The organism is Bradyrhizobium sp. 604_D8_N2_3, assembly GCF_051810765.1.
Taxonomy (GTDB): Bacteria; Pseudomonadota; Alphaproteobacteria; order Rhizobiales; family Xanthobacteraceae; genus Bradyrhizobium; species Bradyrhizobium barranii.
On sequence record NZ_JBPWPM010000001.1, the window covers coordinates 4,037,668 to 4,054,477 of the forward strand.

Annotated in this window: 15 protein-coding genes; 11 read left to right on the plus strand and 4 right to left on the minus strand. The window is 64.4% G+C overall.

The window, feature by feature from the left end; all coding sequences use genetic code 11:
* Window positions 1-77: 77 nt before the first annotated feature.
* The 10 genes from AB7245_RS19000 to AB7245_RS19045 all read left to right on the plus strand — a co-directional run bounded on the left by AB7245_RS19000 (window position 78) and on the right by AB7245_RS19045 (window position 8,271).
* Complete coding sequence (locus tag AB7245_RS19000) at window positions 78-524, plus strand: MaoC family dehydratase (protein WP_014496047.1); 447 nt, start codon at window positions 78-80, stop codon at window positions 522-524.
* Window positions 525-624: 100 nt separating this feature from the next.
* Entirely contained in the window at window positions 625-1,137 is a 513-nt protein-coding gene (locus AB7245_RS19005) for a hypothetical protein (RefSeq protein ID WP_354237903.1), read from the plus strand.
* A gap of 292 nt (window positions 1,138-1,429) precedes the next feature.
* Entirely contained in the window at window positions 1,430-2,587 is a 1,158-nt protein-coding gene (locus AB7245_RS19010) for a helix-turn-helix transcriptional regulator (RefSeq protein WP_439035741.1), read from the plus strand.
* A gap of 228 nt (window positions 2,588-2,815) precedes the next feature.
* Window positions 2,816-3,790, plus strand: a complete 975-nt coding sequence (locus AB7245_RS19015; protein WP_439034632.1) for an AraC family transcriptional regulator — start codon at window positions 2,816-2,818, stop codon at window positions 3,788-3,790.
* Between the two features lie 135 nt (window positions 3,791-3,925).
* A complete protein-coding gene (locus tag AB7245_RS19020) occupies window positions 3,926-4,174 on the plus strand; it encodes a DUF6894 family protein (RefSeq protein ID WP_085404769.1) in 249 nt (82 codons plus the stop codon).
* Window positions 4,143-4,376 (plus strand): hypothetical protein, encoded by a 234-nt coding sequence (locus AB7245_RS19025; protein WP_439034633.1) that lies wholly within the window; start codon window positions 4,143-4,145, stop codon window positions 4,374-4,376. The genes AB7245_RS19020 and AB7245_RS19025 overlap by 32 nt, the downstream gene beginning before the upstream one ends.
* 144 nt (window positions 4,377-4,520) lie before the next feature.
* Window positions 4,521-5,633 carry a helix-turn-helix transcriptional regulator gene (locus AB7245_RS19030; RefSeq protein WP_439034634.1) on the plus strand — a complete coding sequence of 371 codons (1,113 nt, stop codon included), beginning with the start codon at window positions 4,521-4,523 and terminating at the stop codon, window positions 5,631-5,633.
* A gap of 108 nt (window positions 5,634-5,741) precedes the next feature.
* Entirely contained in the window at window positions 5,742-6,860 is a 1,119-nt protein-coding gene (locus AB7245_RS19035) for a helix-turn-helix transcriptional regulator (protein WP_439034635.1), read from the plus strand.
* Between the two features lie 231 nt (window positions 6,861-7,091).
* Complete coding sequence (locus AB7245_RS19040; RefSeq protein ID WP_439034636.1) at window positions 7,092-7,349, plus strand: hypothetical protein; 258 nt, start codon at window positions 7,092-7,094, stop codon at window positions 7,347-7,349.
* A 193-nt stretch (window positions 7,350-7,542) separates the two neighbouring features.
* On the plus strand, window positions 7,543-8,271 hold the full coding sequence (locus AB7245_RS19045) for a sulfite exporter TauE/SafE family protein (RefSeq protein ID WP_439034637.1): 729 nt from the start codon (window positions 7,543-7,545) through the stop codon (window positions 8,269-8,271).
* Here the strand turns inward: AB7245_RS19045 and AB7245_RS19050 are convergent.
* Together AB7245_RS19050 and AB7245_RS19055 are read right to left on the minus strand one after the other, a co-directional pair.
* Window positions 8,268-11,471 carry an efflux RND transporter permease subunit gene (locus tag AB7245_RS19050; RefSeq protein ID WP_354176816.1) on the minus strand — a complete coding sequence of 1,068 codons (3,204 nt, stop codon included), beginning with the start codon at window positions 11,469-11,471 and terminating at the stop codon, window positions 8,268-8,270. The genes AB7245_RS19045 and AB7245_RS19050 overlap by 4 nt on opposite strands.
* Window positions 11,472-11,606: 135 nt before the next feature.
* Window positions 11,607-12,851: an efflux RND transporter periplasmic adaptor subunit gene (locus AB7245_RS19055; protein ID WP_071915009.1), complete on the minus strand. Its 1,245-nt coding sequence runs from the start codon at window positions 12,849-12,851 to the stop codon at window positions 11,607-11,609.
* A gap of 201 nt (window positions 12,852-13,052) precedes the next feature.
* Here AB7245_RS19055 and AB7245_RS19060 point away from each other — a divergent pair, with 201 nt between their 5' ends.
* Window positions 13,053-13,658: a TetR/AcrR family transcriptional regulator gene (locus AB7245_RS19060; protein ID WP_439034638.1), complete on the plus strand. Its 606-nt coding sequence runs from the start codon at window positions 13,053-13,055 to the stop codon at window positions 13,656-13,658.
* Between the two features lie 16 nt (window positions 13,659-13,674).
* Here AB7245_RS19060 and AB7245_RS19065 read toward each other — a convergent pair whose 3' ends face one another.
* Complete coding sequence (locus AB7245_RS19065; protein ID WP_439034639.1) at window positions 13,675-15,162, minus strand: amidase; 1,488 nt, start codon at window positions 15,160-15,162, stop codon at window positions 13,675-13,677.
* A 235-nt stretch (window positions 15,163-15,397) separates the two neighbouring features.
* On the minus strand, window positions 15,398-16,765 hold the full coding sequence (locus AB7245_RS19070) for an MFS transporter (RefSeq protein WP_439034640.1): 1,368 nt from the start codon (window positions 16,763-16,765) through the stop codon (window positions 15,398-15,400).
* Window positions 16,766-16,810: the final 45 nt, after the last annotated feature.

Here is a 16,810-nt window from a genome sequence, read left to right on the forward strand (position 1 = left end):
CCCGCTACATCCCGCTCTGCTCAGTCCTTCAGCCGGGCCTTTCGGGTGGGCGGCAAGTCATATTGCGAGGCAAAATCATGGCGCAGGTCGAGTGGTTCGACGATCTCACCATCGGAATGCGGTTCAAATCCCCCGAGGTGCAAGTCACCGAAGCCGACATCAAGCGCTTTGCAGCCGAGTTCGATCCGCAGCCGATGCATCTCGACCACGAGGCCGCCAAGCAGACCTTGTTCAACGGCCTGGCTGCATCAGGATGGCACACCGCCGCGATCGCCATGAACCTCGCGATCCAGGCCCGCCCGTTCGGCCCGCATCCGCTGATCGGCGCGGGCGTTGACGGTCTGCGCTGGACCATCCCGGTACGGCCCAATGACCGCCTGCATCTGGTCGGCGAGGTCATGAGCCTGACGCCGTCGAAGTCGAAGCCGCAGGGCATCGCGCTGGTGAAATGGACCATGTTCAACCAGAACGGCGAGGAGGTTTACACCTTCACCCCGATCGCCATCATCCCCAGGCGGGTGTAGGGTCGGCGATGTTCAGCATCGGCCGGGATCAGCCTCCTCGAGCCCTTGCGGGCCGCAGGCTGAGGTGGTCATCTCCGCGTGGGGAACGCTGGAGGCTGACATGAGACGATTCCTTCTTGCCGCTTTGCTGAGCGCGGGCGCCTTGGGCGCAGCCGTCTCGAGCGCAGGGCCGGCGTTCGCGCAGCAATCCAGGGTCGGCGACTGGACCATCGAGAAGCGCGCGCAGGACACGCATTGCAATGCGAGCCGCGGCTACAAGGACAAGGAAGACGAGAACCGCAACTACGTCATCGTGATCACCTATTCCGAGAAGGCCATCGTGATCGTGATGATCTATGACGGTTGGGAGTGGGACAAGGTCGGCGAGATCCTCCGGGCCGACGTCGGCACCGATGACGCCGACATCATGAAGAAGGCGAAGTGGGAGGTCATGGACAAGACCACCGTGCGCGGCATCTTCGAATACGACCAGTCGATCATGGACCGGCTGTCGAAGGCCAGGCGTCTCTCGCTCGATTTCGAGGACGATGACGAGGACAGCATCGAGATGCAGATCCCGCGCGCCGGCGAGGCGCTGGCCGCGCTGAAGTTCTGCGAGGAGAACCGGAAATAAAGTGCTGCGCCGCGCACAGCGCGCGCGATCGAGCAAGAAGCAGCGCGAGGGCGCGTGACCCATAGCACACAGCCCGCGCGCTGTTCGCTTTTATCCTAGTCTTTGGCGAAAACGTCCAAGCCGCACCCTGCGGTTGACGTTACGCAAGGACGATGTTCGATATTTTAGCATCTCGCTGCACTGCTTTTTCCAAGCCGAAGGCGACGATCGACCGCTCCGTCGGCTCTGCCAATTTCCAATGCGCAAGCTCCCTTCGTCACCGGGGCCGCACGCCGATCGCATCGTCGTTCCGATGACGATCCTCCAGGCAAACCGGTTCTCGTCTCTCGTCGGCGAGATCTACGATGCGGCGGTCGATCCTGCGCTGCGCAGCGGCGCGCTGGAACAGGTTTCCCATTTCGTCGGCGGGTGTGCCGCGACCATCCTGTCCCGCGATGCGGCAAGGCTCTCGATCGAGATTCACCAGCATTTTGGCACCGAATCCCGCTTCCGCCAGCTCTACCGCGACAGATATGTCGAGCAGGATCCTCTGCTCGATCGTCATCTCGCTTTTGCGGCCGGGCACGCCATCGGCGTGACCGATATCATGCCGCACGCGGACTTCGTGGCGACGAGCTTCTATCGCGAGTGGGTCGAGCCGCAGGGCGCGATCGACCTCGCGACCGTCGCGCTCGAGAGATCGGACGCGCGTACCACGGTCTTGCAGGTGTTGCGCCACCGATCCCGCGGAACCGTCGACGAGGCGATGCGCGAACGCATGCGGCTGCTCGCACCCCACATCCAGCGTTCCAGGATCATGGGCCGGCAGATCAGGGCGCGCTCGCACACCGTGGACGATCTTGCCGATGTGCTCGACGGCCTGAGCACGGCGATCTGCCTGCTCGATGCGGATGGCCGGGTCGTCCACGCCAATGCGGCGTGCCGGCAGCTGTTCGTCGATGCAAACCTGCTCGCGATGGTCGGCGAGCGGATCGTGGTCCGTAACACCCAGGCCGACAAAATATTCCGCGGCCTGTTCGAAGTTGCCGCAGATGGTGAAACTCACCCGGCCGGTCGCCGCCGCATCGGGCTCGCGACGTCGGCGGACGGTCAGCACTATCTCGTCCAAGTCCTTCCATTGAAGCGGGAGCGCAGCCTGCCGAGAGACGTCGCGGCTACGGTGCTTCTCGTACAGAAGGCCGCGATGGTGCCATCGCTCGTGCCCGACGCCATTGCTGCGGCCTTCAGGCTGACGCGGTCCGAATTGCGCGTGCTGATGGCCATCGTCGAGGTCGGCGGCGTTCCCGATATCGCGGCAAAGCTCGGCATTGCCGAGACCACGGTGAAGACGCATCTCGGTCGCCTGTTCGAGAAGACCGGTGCTGGCAGGCAGGCAGATCTCGTGAAGATCGCCGCCGGCTTCACCGCGCCGTTTGTACAGCGAACGCGCCGCGACGACGACACCATGTGATTCATTTCACGGCGCGAGCCGCGCGGCGATGCAATCTCAATCCATTGTGATGAGCAGGATCGTCAGGTCCTCCGAACGTACGACGCGCGTCATTTGATACTTTCGTATATGGCGCCTCTTGAATGAGAAGGGCGGCGTGCGCCACGGAACAATGCGCGCCGGCACCGGACGCAGGTGCGGAAGACGACAGCGCGTGAGCGAGCCTGCCTGTCGGTTGGAGAAATTGCAGTGAGCGGCAAGGACGAATTTTCCATTCTCAATGTTTCGACGGACCACATTCCCGAAGACGAGCGTGTGCCGCTGCTGCGCGAATTCTATTGCCGCGGCGTGCTCAAGGCGGAGGTCGAGCCGACGGACGAAAAACCGTTCGCGGCGAGCCTCACATCCCATGGCTTGCCGGACGTCCAGCTGGTGATCGGCGGGCTGGTCGGAGCTCGGGTTATCCGTACCAAGCAACTGGTCGTCGACGGCAACGACAGCCTTGGCCTGATGATCAACCGATCCGGCATCGTCGAAGTATCTGCGCGAGGACGAGATCTGAGGCTTCATCCCGGTGACGCGGTTCTGACGAGCGCGGAGGACGCGACGATCTACGAACGCCTCTCGCTTGGAAATTGTCTGTCGCTGCGCGTGCCGCGGCGGGTGCTGGCGCCCATGATCGTGGACATCGACGACACGGTGATGCGAATCATTCCGGAGCGTGCCACCGGACTTCGCCTGCTGGTCGACTACGCGACCTCTCTGGTGCGCGAGCGTGCGCTCTCGGTGCCCGCATTGCGCCAGCTCGCCGTAGCACATCTCCATGATCTGATGGCGCGTGTTCTCGGCGCGACGGATGAGGTTCACGAGCTGGCCGGGCGCCGAGGCGTCAGGGCCGCACGGCTGCGGAAGGTGAAGTCCTTCATCGTCAACAATTGCTGGCATCAGGACCTCTCGGTCGCGACTGTGGCGCAGGAGTTCGGCGTGACCACACGTTACCTTCAGCGGCTGTTCGAAGCCGACGGCAAGACGTTCTCGTCCTTCCTGACCGGGCAGCGCCTCAAACGCGCGCATCGCATGCTGCGCGAGCCTGACTTCGCCGGGCGGCCGGTGAGCTCGATCGCCTACGACGTGGGCTTCGGCGATCTCTCTTATTTCAATCGTTGTTTCCGGCGGGCCTATGGCGCGACGCCCAGCGGCGTCAGGAGCGGCGAAGCGCTGTGACTGCGCGCGGTGCGCGGTTCGCGCGACCAGGCGGGTGCCTATCGCAGTGCGCGTATTCGGCCGACTACGTCTTCTGGCGCGCGGAGTAGAACGATGACGCTGTGTTTCGGACGGCGCCGGCAATTGGAGTTGTGAATGCGCCGCTTCTTCTTTGATCTCCTGGTCGACAATGTCGTGAAGATCGATCCGGGCGGCATGGTCTTCGAGCAGGCCAGGGCCACGTTCGTCGTGGCCGACGAGATGGCGAGACATCTGTTTGTCTGGCGTGACGATCTGCGCGATCGCGACGCCTGGATTCGCGTCAGGGATGCCGGCGGACGAGAGGTCTATCGCGCCGCGGTCTGGTCAGAAAATGTCGAGAAGGTCGGCTGGGACCAGGCATGACGGTCCCGGCTTCACCTTCCGGGGCGGCAACGCCGACAACAGGTCGCGGCGCCAAGTACTCAACAATGCTGCGATGGCCGGCTTTGGCTTCGACTACCGCACCACCCAAAACGTGTCCGTGTTCGGCGCGGTCGAGGGCATGATGATGTCCGACCAGAGCCGCATCGGTACGGCGAAGGGTGGCGTTCGCGTCGCGTTCTGAGCCGGCATCAGCCCTGGCGGCTTGAACGCGATGCCCGCCGGCCGGGCCCCATCCGCCCGGCCGGCGCCTCCTCCGATCGGAGGACGCCGCATGCTGTGGTTGTAGTATGCTTGGTGATATTGATCACTCAGGCCATTTCAAGCCATGCGCGGACTACGGAAGCTGCCCGAACTGGTCGAGTCCATCTATGATGCGGGGCTCGATCCCTCGCTATGGAACAACGCCGTAGCCGGCATCCGCGATTTCGTCGGCGGGCAGGCCTGCGGGCTGTTTTCCAAGGATTCGATCAGCAAATTCGGCGTCACCCATTATTACTGCGGGGCCGACCCGCGCTACATCCAACTCTATTCAGAGACGTATTCGAAGTTCGATCCGCTGACGGTGCTGCCGCCGCATGGCGAGATCGTCAGCATCCCCGATCTCGTCAATTTCGACGAATACCGGAGAGGGCGCTTTTACCAGGAATGGATGCAGCCCCAGGGTTGCAGCGATGCGGCCAACGTCGTGCTCGAGAAATCGAGCTGCCCCGTGATGATGACGGTGCTGTCGGGCCGGCGCATGGTGGACCCGGCGATGAAGCATCGGCTCTCGCTAATTGCGCCGCACGCCAGCCGCGCGCTGCTGATCAACCGCGCCATCACCTCGCAACTGACACTGGCGACGGCGCTGGCGGATGTTCTGGACAATCTGGCGTCCGGCATCTTCCTGCTCGATGCTTTTTGCCGGGTGGTGCATGCGAATTCGGCCGGCCACGCCTTGCTTGCCGCCGATGATGTGGTTCGGTCCGTTGCCGGGCAGCTCGTAACCAGCAGCACGGAGGCCAATCAGACGCTGCGCGAGGCGCTTGCGACCCGTAGCGAAATTGCCCTGCTTGCCACACGGGGCCATGCGATCCCGCTGCTTTCGCCGAGCGGCGAGCGTTATGTCGCGCACATCCTGCCGCTGTCGTCCGTGCTGCGAAATGGCAGCGAGCAGGTGGTCGATGCCGCCGGTGCGCTGCTCCTGCGCAAGGTGTCGCTCGGCGGGCAGTCCTATGGCGAGCTGATCGCACGGACCTTCGACCTCACGCCGGCCGAGCTGCGCGTGCTCCTGTCGATCGTCGAGGTCGGTGGCGTCCCGGAAACGGCGGCAGCGCTCGGTATCGCAGAAACCACGGCGAAGACGCATCTGCATCGGGTGTTCGCCAAGACCGGCGTTTCGCGTCAGGCCGATCTCGTCAAGCTCGCGGCCGGATTCTCCAATCCGCTCGTCAACTGATCGGTCAATCGCTGTCGGGGTTGAACCTTTTGCTCCCACGATAGACTCAATTGTGCCGCCAGGCATGACGAACATTTCGCGATCTCCAAGTCACCATTGGCTGTTCTGATGTCCCGACCTCCCAAACAGTCCGAGTTGATCGAGAATATGTATGACGCGGGCCTCCACCCTGAGTTGTGGAGTGATGTCGTCGTCAAGCTCAATGCGTTCATCGGCAGCCAGGCTTGCGGGCTGATTTCGAAGGATCCGGTCAGCAAGTCCGGCGCGACGCATTATTACTGCGGTGTCGATCCGCACTACATCCAGCTCTATGCCGAGACCTACGCCCAGTACGATCCGCTGGCACGGCTGCCTCGCTATGGCGAGGTTCGTAACATCCCCGACCTCGTGAATTTCGACGAATATCGCCGCGGGCGGTTCTATCAGGAATGGCTGCGGCCCCAGGGCTGCGTCGATGTCGCCAGCGTGGTTCTGGAACAGTCGAAGTCGCCGTGTCCGATGCTGATCACCGTGATCCCCGGCAAGGGGATGCTCGATGCGGAGCAGCGGGCGCGGATGCAATTCCTGGTTCCGCATGCGAGCCGGGCGCTGCTGATCAACCGGGCGATCGAGCGGAAGCAGCAGCGGGCGATCGCGCTCGCCGATGTCGTGGATCGGCTGAATGCCGGCGTCATCCTGCTCGATGCGGCCTGCAACATCGTCCACAGCAATCCTGCCGCGGACACGTTGCTCGCCGCCGATGATGTCCTGCGGTCTGTCGCGGGCCGGCTGGCGGCACGATCTTCCGCGGCAAATTCGGCGCTGCGCGATATCTTCCGTGACGCAGGCGAGGTTGCCGTCGCCGCGGCCGCCGGGCGAAAGATTCCACTGATGTCGCATGACGGCACCTACTACGTCGCGCACGTCATCGCGCTGCCGTCGTTGTTGCGTGATGGCGCGGCGGAGCGCACGTCGGCGATCGGCGCCTTGTTCATCTGGAAGGCGGAACTCGACGGCCGCTCATGTGCCGGCCTCATCGACCGCGCGTTCGAGCTGACCCCTGCGGAGCTGAGGGTCATGCAATCGATCGTCGAGGTCGGCGGTGTGCCGGAGACGGCCGTGGCGCTCGGCATCGCGGAGACGACGGTGAAGACGCATCTGCATCGGGTGTTCGCGAAGACCGGCGTCTCGCGTCAGGCCGATCTCGTCAAGCTCGCGGCCGGATTCTCCAATCCAGTTCTGCACTGACGCGCATGCCGAAAGCGCAGGCGAGTCGCTCCGGCTCGCGATAGGTTCAAACAGCAGCATCATTAGAAAGTTATCGCGGGTCGTTCGATCGAATGACGCGATTCTCCGTGCTGTCTTCTACGAGAACTCACGCGTTTTCTTGTTCGACGCGTTCGATCTTCGTGTGAAGCAACTCACAGCAAGCGGAAGTGAACCTCATCAATCTCTCGCACAAGTTGAGAGGAGATTGTCATGCCAAATGCGTCGCCAGCTCCGGCCGGCAAGTTCCGCGACATCGTCGCCCGCATCGACGCGGCATTCCGCGCGCAGCGCGAGATCGACGCGAAGCGCGCGTTGCGGCGCTACGGCCATTTGCTGGAGCAGCCGCATGAAACGTCGCGTTTGAATGAAATTATTCCCGTCTGCAATGAAGAGGATACTTTTGAAAATGCCAACAGAGTTGATCCGCGCGAGTGCGCGGCCGGCCGCACCACGTTCGAACGCGCGTAACGTCAACATTGTCGCCGCCGCGCTGACGGCGGCGCTCGTCGCGCTTCAATTGGTCGGGCTGGCAATGCTGGAGCGTTCGCACGCGCAGCCGGTCGTTCGGCCTCTCCTGAATTCGCACGATGCGGAGCTCTGCACCGGGACTGCCGATGTCCCGGCGACGCAGACACCCTACGACTGAGCCGGAGAACGCATCGTGCCTGATATCACGACCAGCCTTCTCGTGAGCGTCGCCGTGTTCGCAGGCGCCTTCGTCTCGGGGCTCTCGGGCTTCGCGTTCTCGGCCGTGGCGGGCGCGATTCTGCTGCGCGTGTTTCAGCCGCTGGAGGCCGTGCCGCTGATGATGGCGTGCAGCATCGGCGTGCAGGCCACCAATCTGTGGGCGCTTCGGCGCAGCATCCGGTGGGAGGGCAGCCTGCTGCTGATCGTCGGCGGATTGATCGGCGTTCCCATCGCGGTGTCGCTGTTGCAGAGCTCCGACACGCATCTGCTCCGGCGCGGCTTCGGCATCATCGTCGCGCTCTATGCGGCCTACATGCTGCTGCGGCCGACGCTTGTGACGGCCGGTGAGGCGGTCGGCCGGCACTGGGTCGCACTGATCGGGTTCGGGGGAGGGCTGGTCGGCGGCCTGACCGCGATGCCCGGCGCGATCCCCACGATCTGGTGCGACATGCGCGGCATGCCCAAGAGCGAGCAGCGCGGCCTGGTGCAGCCGTTCATCGCCGCGATGCAGGTCTTTGCGATTGCGCTGCTGGTCGGGCACCAGGACCTGTCGTCGAAGGTGTTCGTCGACCTCGCGATCAGCCTGCCGGCGCTGTTCGCCGGCTCAGCGCTCGGTGTGATCGCCTTTCACCGGGTCAACGAGACGGTCTTTCGCAAGACCGTGCTCGTTCTGTTGTTGCTCTCAGGGATTTCCCTGATCTAGTGGCCTGCGCCTTCGTGCTTGAGACCCTGGACCGGCGCCGCGCTGGTGTCGCTGCTGTGATGCACCAGCGGCTTGTTGCCGGTGACGGTCCGCAGCAGCACATAGAACACCGGCGTCAGGAACAGGCCGAACACGGTGACGCCGATCATGCCGGAGAACACCGCAACGCCCATCGCGCGCCGCATCTCCGAGCCGGCGCCGGTCGAGAGCACCAGCGGCAAGACGCCCATGATGAACGCCATCGACGTCATCAGGATCGGACGCAGCCGCAAGCGGCTCGCCTCGATCGCGGCCCGGATCGGCGTGCGTCCCGCGAATTCGAGCTCACGCGCGAATTCGACGATCAGGATGGCGTTCTTGGCGGAGAGGCCGACCAGCACGATCAAGCCGATCTGGGTGAAGACGTTGTTGTCGCCCTTCGAGATCCAGACGCCGAACATCGCAGCCAGCAGCCCCATCGGCACGATCATGATGATCGAGAGCGGCAGGGTCAGGCTCTCGTAGAGCGCGGCCAGCACCAGGAACACCAGCAGGATCGCCAGCGGAAACACCCAGAGGCCGGAATTGCCGGCGATGAACTCCTGATAGGTCAGGTCGGTCCATTCGAAGGCAAAGCCGGGCGGCAACGTCTCCGCCGCGATCCGCGTCGCGACCTCCTGCGCCTGGCCCGATGAAAAGCCGGGCGCAGCGGCCGCGTTGATGTCGGACGACAAAAAGCCGTTGTAGCGGATCGCACGCTCAGGCCCAGCGCTCTGGCGGATCGTGAGCAGCGCCGACAGCGGCACCATGTCGCCGGAGGACGATCGCACCTTCAACTGCCTGATGTCGTCGGCGCGGGCGCGGAACGGCGCGTCGGCCTGGACATAGACGGAGTAGGTGCGGCCAAACTTGTTGAAGTCGTTGACGTAGTAGGAACCGAGGTAGATCTGCAGCGTGTTGAACACCTCCGTCACGGGCACGCCCAACTGAAGCGCCTTGGTGCGGTCGATGTCGGCGAAGAGCTGGGGTACGTTGACCTGGAAGCTCGAGAACACGCCGGCGATCTCTGGCGCCTTCTGCATCGCCGCCATGAACGCCTTCGTCGCCTCGTTCAGCGCCTCATAGCCGAGACCGGCGCGGTCCTCGATCTGCAGCTTGAAGCCGCCGATGGTGCCGAGGCCGTTGACCGGCGGCGGCGGGAACATGGCGATGAAGGCTTCCTGGATGCCGGAATATTTCTTGTTGAGGTCGGCCGCGATCGCGTTCCCGCTCAGGGCCGGACCCTTGCGCTCGTCGAACGGTTTCAGCGTCGAGAACACGATGCCGGCATTGGAGGAGTTGGTGAAGCCGGCGATCGACAGACCCGGAAACGCGACCGAGCTCTCGACACCGGGCTGGGTCAGCGCGATGTCGCTCATCTTGCGGATGACCTCTTCGGTGCGGTCGAGCGCTGCGCCGTCGGGCAGCCGCGAGAAGCCGACCAGATACTGCTTGTCCTGGCCCGGCACGAAGCCACTCGGCACTTGCTGGAACAGGAAGGCGGTGACGCCGACCAGGACCACATAGAGGCCCATCACCGCGGCCTTGCCCGAGATCACCTTGGTGACGGTGCCGCTGTAGTTCTCCGAGGACCGCGTAAACGCCTTGTTGAAGCCGCGGAAGAACCAGCCAAGGCCCTTTTCCATGATGATCGTCAGCCGGTCCTTCGGCTCATTGTGGCCCTTGAGCAGCAGCGCGGACAGGGCCGGCGACAGCGTCAGCGAGTTGACGGCGGAGATCACGGTCGAGATCGCGATGGTCAGCGCGAACTGCTTATAGAACTGCCCGGTCAGGCCGGAGATGAAGGCGAGCGGCACGAACACCGCGATCAGCACCATCGCGATCGCGATGATCGGACCGGAGACCTCGCGCATCGCCTGGTAGGTGGCGTCGCGCGGCGAGAGGCCACCCTCGATGTTGCGTTCGACGTTCTCGACCACGACGATGGCGTCGTCGACGACGATGCCGATCGCGAGCACGAGGCCGAACAGGCTGAGCGCGTTGATGGAGAAGCCGAACAGATGCATCACCGCAAAGGTGCCGACGATGGACACCGGCACTGCCAGCAGTGGAATGATGGAAGCGCGCCAGGTCTGCAGGAAAAGGATCACGACCAGCACCACCAGCGCGATCGCCTCCAGCAGGGTGTGAATGACGGCCTCGATCGAGGAGCGCACGAACTGGGTGGGATCGTAGACGATCTGGTAGGACACGCCCTCCGGCATGTTCTTCTTGATCTCGGCCATGGTGGCGCGGACGTGGTCGGAAATCTCCAGCGCGTTGGAGCCCGGCGCCTGGAAGATCGGGATCGCCACCGCCTGCTTGTTGTCGAGCAGCGAGCGCAGGCCGTATTCGGAGGCGCCAAGCTCGATACGGGCGACGTCGCGCAGCCGCACCACTTCGCCACGCGTGCCGGTCTTGACCACGATGTCGCCGAACTGCTCCTCGTTGGCGAGCCGGCCTTCGGCATTGACGGACATTTGCAGGTCGATACCCCTGACGTTCGGCGACGAGCCGACCACGCCCGCGGCGGCCTCTACGTTCTGCGCCTGGATCGCCTTGACGATATCGCTTGCGGTCAGGCCGTGCTCGGCCGCCTTCTGCGGATCGACCCAGACCCGCATCGAATAGTCGCCTGCGCCATAGAGCTGGACGTCACCGACACCGTCGATCCGCGCCAGGCGGTCCTTGACGTTGAGCACCGCGTAGTTGCGCAAATACGTCATATCGTAGCGGTTGTTGGGCGAGAGCAGATGCACGACCATGGTGAGGTCGGGGGACGATTTCTTGGTGATGATGCCGAGCTGACGCACCACGGCCGGCAGGCGCGGCTCGGCCTGCTGCACGCGGTTCTGCACCAGCTGCGTCGCCTTATCAGGGTCGGTGCCGAGCCGGAACGTCACCGTCAGCGTCATCGCGCCGTCGGTGGTCGCCTGGCTCGACATGTAGAGCATGCCTTCGACGCCGTTGATCTGCTCCTCGATCGGGGTCGCCACCGTCTCGGCGATCACCTTGGGATTGGCGCCGGGATAGGTCGCGCGCACCAGCACCGAGGGCGGCACCACGTCCGGATATTCGGAGATCGGCATCGCGAACAGCGAGATCAGGCCTGCGAGGAAGATCAGGACGGACAGCACGCCGGCGAAGATCGGACGGTCGATAAAGAACTTTGAGAGATTCATGGCCTTGCCCCTGCAAGAGAGACAGCTCTCCCGTTACCCCGACGCGGGAAATACCCGCGAACCCGGAATCGAGATGCGATGTCTTGGTAGCTCTATGACGTCGTTATTCCGGGCACGCGGTCCGGAATGATGTAACTAGCGCTGCACCACGTCCTGGTTGCTGTGGTTGGAGGCCTGCTGCGGTCCACGCGCACCCATCGCCGCGACCTCCGTCTTGAGGAGCGCACCCGGACGCACGCGTTGCAAGCCATTGACGATGATGCGATCACCGGGCTTCAGCCCAGCCGTCACGATGCGCAGGCCGTCGACCGATCCGCCGAGCGTGATCGGCCGATAGACCGCCCGGCTGTCGTCGCCGACCCCCATCACGAACTTCTTGTCCTGGTCGGTGCCGATCGCGCGCTCATCGATCATCACCAGCGTCTGCTGCTTCGGCTGACCCATGCGCACGCGGGCGAACTGGCCGGGGATGAGACGCCCGTCCTCGTTCCGAAACACCGCGCGGACCCGGATGGTGCCGCTCTGGCCGTTGACCTGGTTGTCGATCAGCTGGATATGACCTCTCGCCGAGAGACCGCCGGATGTCGTCATTTCCACTGGGATCTGGTCGAGATTGCCGCGCTTGCCGGAAGCATCCGCGATCGAGTTCAGCGCGCGCAGCACGACCTCTTCATCCGCATCGAACGAGGCGTAGATCGGATTGACCGACACCAGCGAGGTCAGCACCGGGGAGGCGGTGCCGGCGGCGACGAGATTGCCGACGGTGATCTCGAACTTGCCGACGCGGCCGTCCACGGGTGCACGCACCTCGGTATAGTCGAGATTGAGCTTTGCGGTCTGGAGCGTCGCTTCGGCCGCCTTCACGTTGGCGATGGCTTCGCGATTGGCATTGTCGCGCTGGTCGTAGTCGCGCCGTGTGACCACGGCATTGCCGACCAGCTGCGCGCCGCGCTCGAGCTCGCTCTGGGTGAACACGACGCGCGCCTTGGCAGCCTCGAGCTGGGCGTTGGCCTTGTCGACCTCTGCTGCGTAAGGCGCCGGATCAATCTTGAACAGCACATCGCCGGCCTTCACCAGCGCGCCTTCGGTGAAGTTGGTCGCAAGGATCGCACCCGCAACGCGGGGACGAAGCTCGACGCGGTTGATGGCCTCGAGCCGGCCGGAGAAATCGTCCCACAGCACGGTCTGCTTCGGTTCGATCAGCGCGACCGTGACAGGGACGGCCTGCTCGGCGGCTGCCGCCGTTGCGGTCGCCTGCGCGGCACGTAAGTAATGGCCGGTCGCGATCGAGCCGGCCACGGCGAGGGCGCCCACGATGGCGACGCCGCCGAGGAGGCGGCGGAAACGGCCGGTGCGAGGGGAGTTTTGCGAGGGATGCATTTGCGCGCTCCAGATATGTAGTGTTCGCTACAGATGTGGAGCTGGATGTCGCAGTGCAAGATACTTATGTACCATTCACTAAGAAAATTGTAGCGGCATACCGCAAGAATTGGAAGACGGCAGAGAAAATAAAGCTAGAACAAATAGATAGGATTCGGCGTTAAGCTTCAGGCAGAACGTGAATTCCGAGGAGACAGGCACATGGGCATGGGACGCCCCCGCGAATTCGACGCCGAAACGGCGTTGGACCAGGCGATGGAAGTGTTTTGGCGCCATGGCTATGAGGGCGCCACCATTGCCCAGCTCACCGAGGCCATGGGCATCAATCCCCCGAGCCTTTACGCCTGCTTCGGCAACAAGGAAGGCCTGCTCAAGGCCGCGCTCGACCGTTACACCAAATTGCGTGGCGTCTGGATGAACGAGGTGGTCGCCGCACCTACCGCCCGCGACGTTGCCGAGCGGATGCTGATGGGCATCGCCGACAAGCAGACCGATCCCGCCAATCCGCCCGGCTGCCTGCTCGTGCAAGGCGGCATCGCCTGCGGCAGCGGCTCCGAGAACGTCCCGTTCGAGCTCGCCGCCCGCCGCGCCGAGAACGAGGACCAACTCCGCGACCGTTTTGTCCGCGCCAAGGCCGAGGGCGATCTCAAGCCGACGTCTGATCCTGCAGCACTCGCGCGCTATGTCTCGGCGGTGTCAGTCGGCATGGGCGTGATGGCGTCTTCGGGCTCCGACCGCGAAGCGTTGCGGGAGGTGGCGGACGTGGCCGTGCAGGCGGTCGAGGCGCAGTCGGCCGACAGAACGTGACGGCCGCCGGCCGTTGTCATTTTGAGGATTGCAGCGACGGCGGCCGGACGAAGCCGCCGAAATCGCGTTCGATCAGCCCGCCGAGCGCAATCGTCGTGCGGTCCTCGAGATAAGGCCCGATGATCTGGACGCCGATCGGCAGGCCAGACGGCGCGCGCTCGATCGGAACGGCGGTCGCCGGCAGTCCGCAGGTCGAGGCGGGGTCGGCCCAGATGAAGCACGCATCGGAGTAGTTGTAGAGCTTGCCATCGATGTCGAGCTGCCGCGCGTCGAACGGTTCGGAATGGTCGTGTGGAAAGGCCGGCACGGCGGCGACCGGGTAGATCACCGCGTCGAACTCGCGGAAGAACTGCTGCCACCGTTGCTGCAACTGCAGGCGCGCCGCGTCGGTCACCAGCCATTCGCGATGGATCATGCCCCAGCCGCGGGCGCGCTCGGCCTGCAGGCTACGGTCGTCGGGCGAGAGTGTCGCGGCAACTCCTTGCGCCTCTGCGAGAGCGGCCGGTGTCAGACGCGGGCTTCGCGCTGCGTTCAACAGCTTCATGTAAAGCCGCGCGGAGTCGGCGAGATCGGGCAGTGACGTGCTTGCGCGCGCGACCCGCGCGCCAGATTTGTCGAGCCGGTCGGCCAGCCGCCCAATGGCTGAACGCACGGCATCGCCCGTCGGCATCAGCGGATGCGTATCGATCACGAGGATCCTGAAATCCTTGAGCCGGTCATGCCGCGGGGCAGGCAGAGCCAGGCGATAGCCGATCCCGTCGCGCGTCTCGTCCGGGCCGGCAATCACGTCGAGCGCCAGCGCGAGGTCCGAGGCGGTGCGCGCCATCGGCCCGACGACAGCCAGATCGCCCTGGCCGGGGACGGGTAGTGCCGGCGGCAGGCTGTAGCCGCGCAGCGGCACCAGGCCGAGGCTCGGCTTGTGTCCGAACACACCGCAGAAATGCGCGGGCACCCGGATCGAGCCGCCGATGTCCGAGCCGATCGAGAGCGGACCGAAACCCGCCGCCAGCGCCGCGCCCGATCCGCCCGAGGAGCCGCCGGGTGACCGGCCGAGGTCCCACGGGTTGTTCGTGGTCCCGTGGATCTCGTTGTAGCTCTGGAAATCCCGCAAGCCGATCGGGATATTGGTCTTGCCGATGATGATGGCGCCTGCCGCCTTCAACCGCGAGACCACAAGGGCATCTTCCGCAGGCTTAAAATCCCTGAAATGCGGAAAGCCCCATGTCGTCGGCAGGCCGGCGACGTTGAACGGTTCCTTGAGGGTTACGGGGATGCCGAGCAGGGGCTGCTGGTCGCCGCGGGCAAGCGCGGCATCGGCGGCGCGTGCGGCCCCTCTCGCACGATCGAAATCGCGGACGATGATCGCGTTGATGCGCCCGTCCAGCGCCTCGATGCGCGCGATCGTATGCGCGAGCAACTCGGACGCGGACACTTTGCGAGCGTGCAGGGCGGTCAGCAGTGCGCTGATCGAGCCGTAGTCCAGGTCAGCGGCATCTGCGGTCATCACGAGCTCCATTGTATCCCGGCTGAGACCTTGTAGCCCGGATGGAGCGCAGCGCAATCCGGGACATGTCCCGACGCGGATCCAGAACCCAGATTACGCTATCGCTTCATCCGGGCTACGACGCTATCGCATCTGGTCGTCGTGCCCGGGCTTGTTCCGGGCATCCACGTTCTCAGTGCGGCGTCGCAAGGCGTGGATGGCCGGGACAAGCCCGGCCATGACGCGGTGGAGAGCCTCAGGAGGCTTCCTTCAGCACCGGTGCGGCAGATTCCTCCGCCTTGAGCTCCTCGAGGCTGCGATGCCGCGGCTCGATGCCCAGCGCCCAGACCGTGATGATCTGCACCACCAGCAGCCCGATCATCAGCGCCATCACGCCGGCCACGCCGCGCGTCTCGAACAGCGACACGACGAGGAACGGCGTGACGATGGTGGCGCCGCGCCCCAGCGTGTTGACGATGCCGGAGGCGCGCAGGCGGACCTCGGTCGGAAACAGCTCGGGGATATAGATGCCGAACAGAAGGGCGACCAGGACGTAGATCGGTACCGTCAGCGCGAAGCCGACAGCCGGCAGCAGGATCGGGTCGGAGATCATGGGGTAGAGGATTCCGAGCATCACCGTGATCAGGGATGCGCCGATGATGGTCGGCTTGCGGCCCCAGCGGTCGGCGGTCAGCGCGCCGATGGCCGAGCCGACGGGCGCGCCGAGCGCCATCAGCAGCGAATAGCCGAACGAGGTCGCGATCGAGAGGCCCTGCTTGACGAAGAACACGGGCAGCCAGGTCACGAAGCCATAGAGCAGGGTGTTGATCGTGATCAGGCAGACGGCGCCGACGATCATCCGCGACAGCAAGGGCGCGGTGAACAGCGTGCCGAGATCCGCAGATGCCGGGACCGGTGTCGTGGCCGCGGGAGGAGGCAGGGGCTGACCCTGCGCGGCTTCCTTCTCGATGGCTTGCATCAGCGCTTCCGCCTCGGCGGTGCGTCCCACGGCTTCCAGCCAGCGCGGCGATTCCGGCAGCGACTTGCGCATGTACCACACCACGAGCGCGCCGACGCCGCCGAGCACGAACATGGAGCGCCAGCCGAATTGCGGCACCACCACGGACGCGACCAATAGCGCCACGGGCAGACCGGTGACGACGCACACGGTGGTGAAGCCGAGCCATTTGCCGCGGGTGCGCGCGGGCACGAATTCCGTCATCGTCGAATAGCCGACGACGTTCTCCGCCCCGAGCCCGACGCCCATCACGAAGCGGCAGGCGATCAGGAAGGCCATGTTCGGTGAGAACGCCGCGGCCAGGGAGGCAACGCCGAAAAGGAGCAAATTGAATTGATAGGTGAAGCGGCGTCCGTAGCGGTCGCCGAGGAAGCCGGTGCCGAATGATCCCAGCATCATGCCGACGAAGGTCGCGGAGATGAAAACCGCATTCTGCGCGAGGGTCGAAAAGCCTGTCTTCAGCGTGACGCTGAGCACGGTCCCGGCGATATAGATGTCGAAACCGTCGAAAAACATTCCGATGCCGATCAGCAGCATGATGCGGCGGTGGAATGGCCCGATCGGCAGCCGATCCAGACGGCTGCCTGCGTTCACCAATGTCGACATATACGCTCTCCCCTGACTGTTGTTCTGGTCGATGCGGCCCGCCTT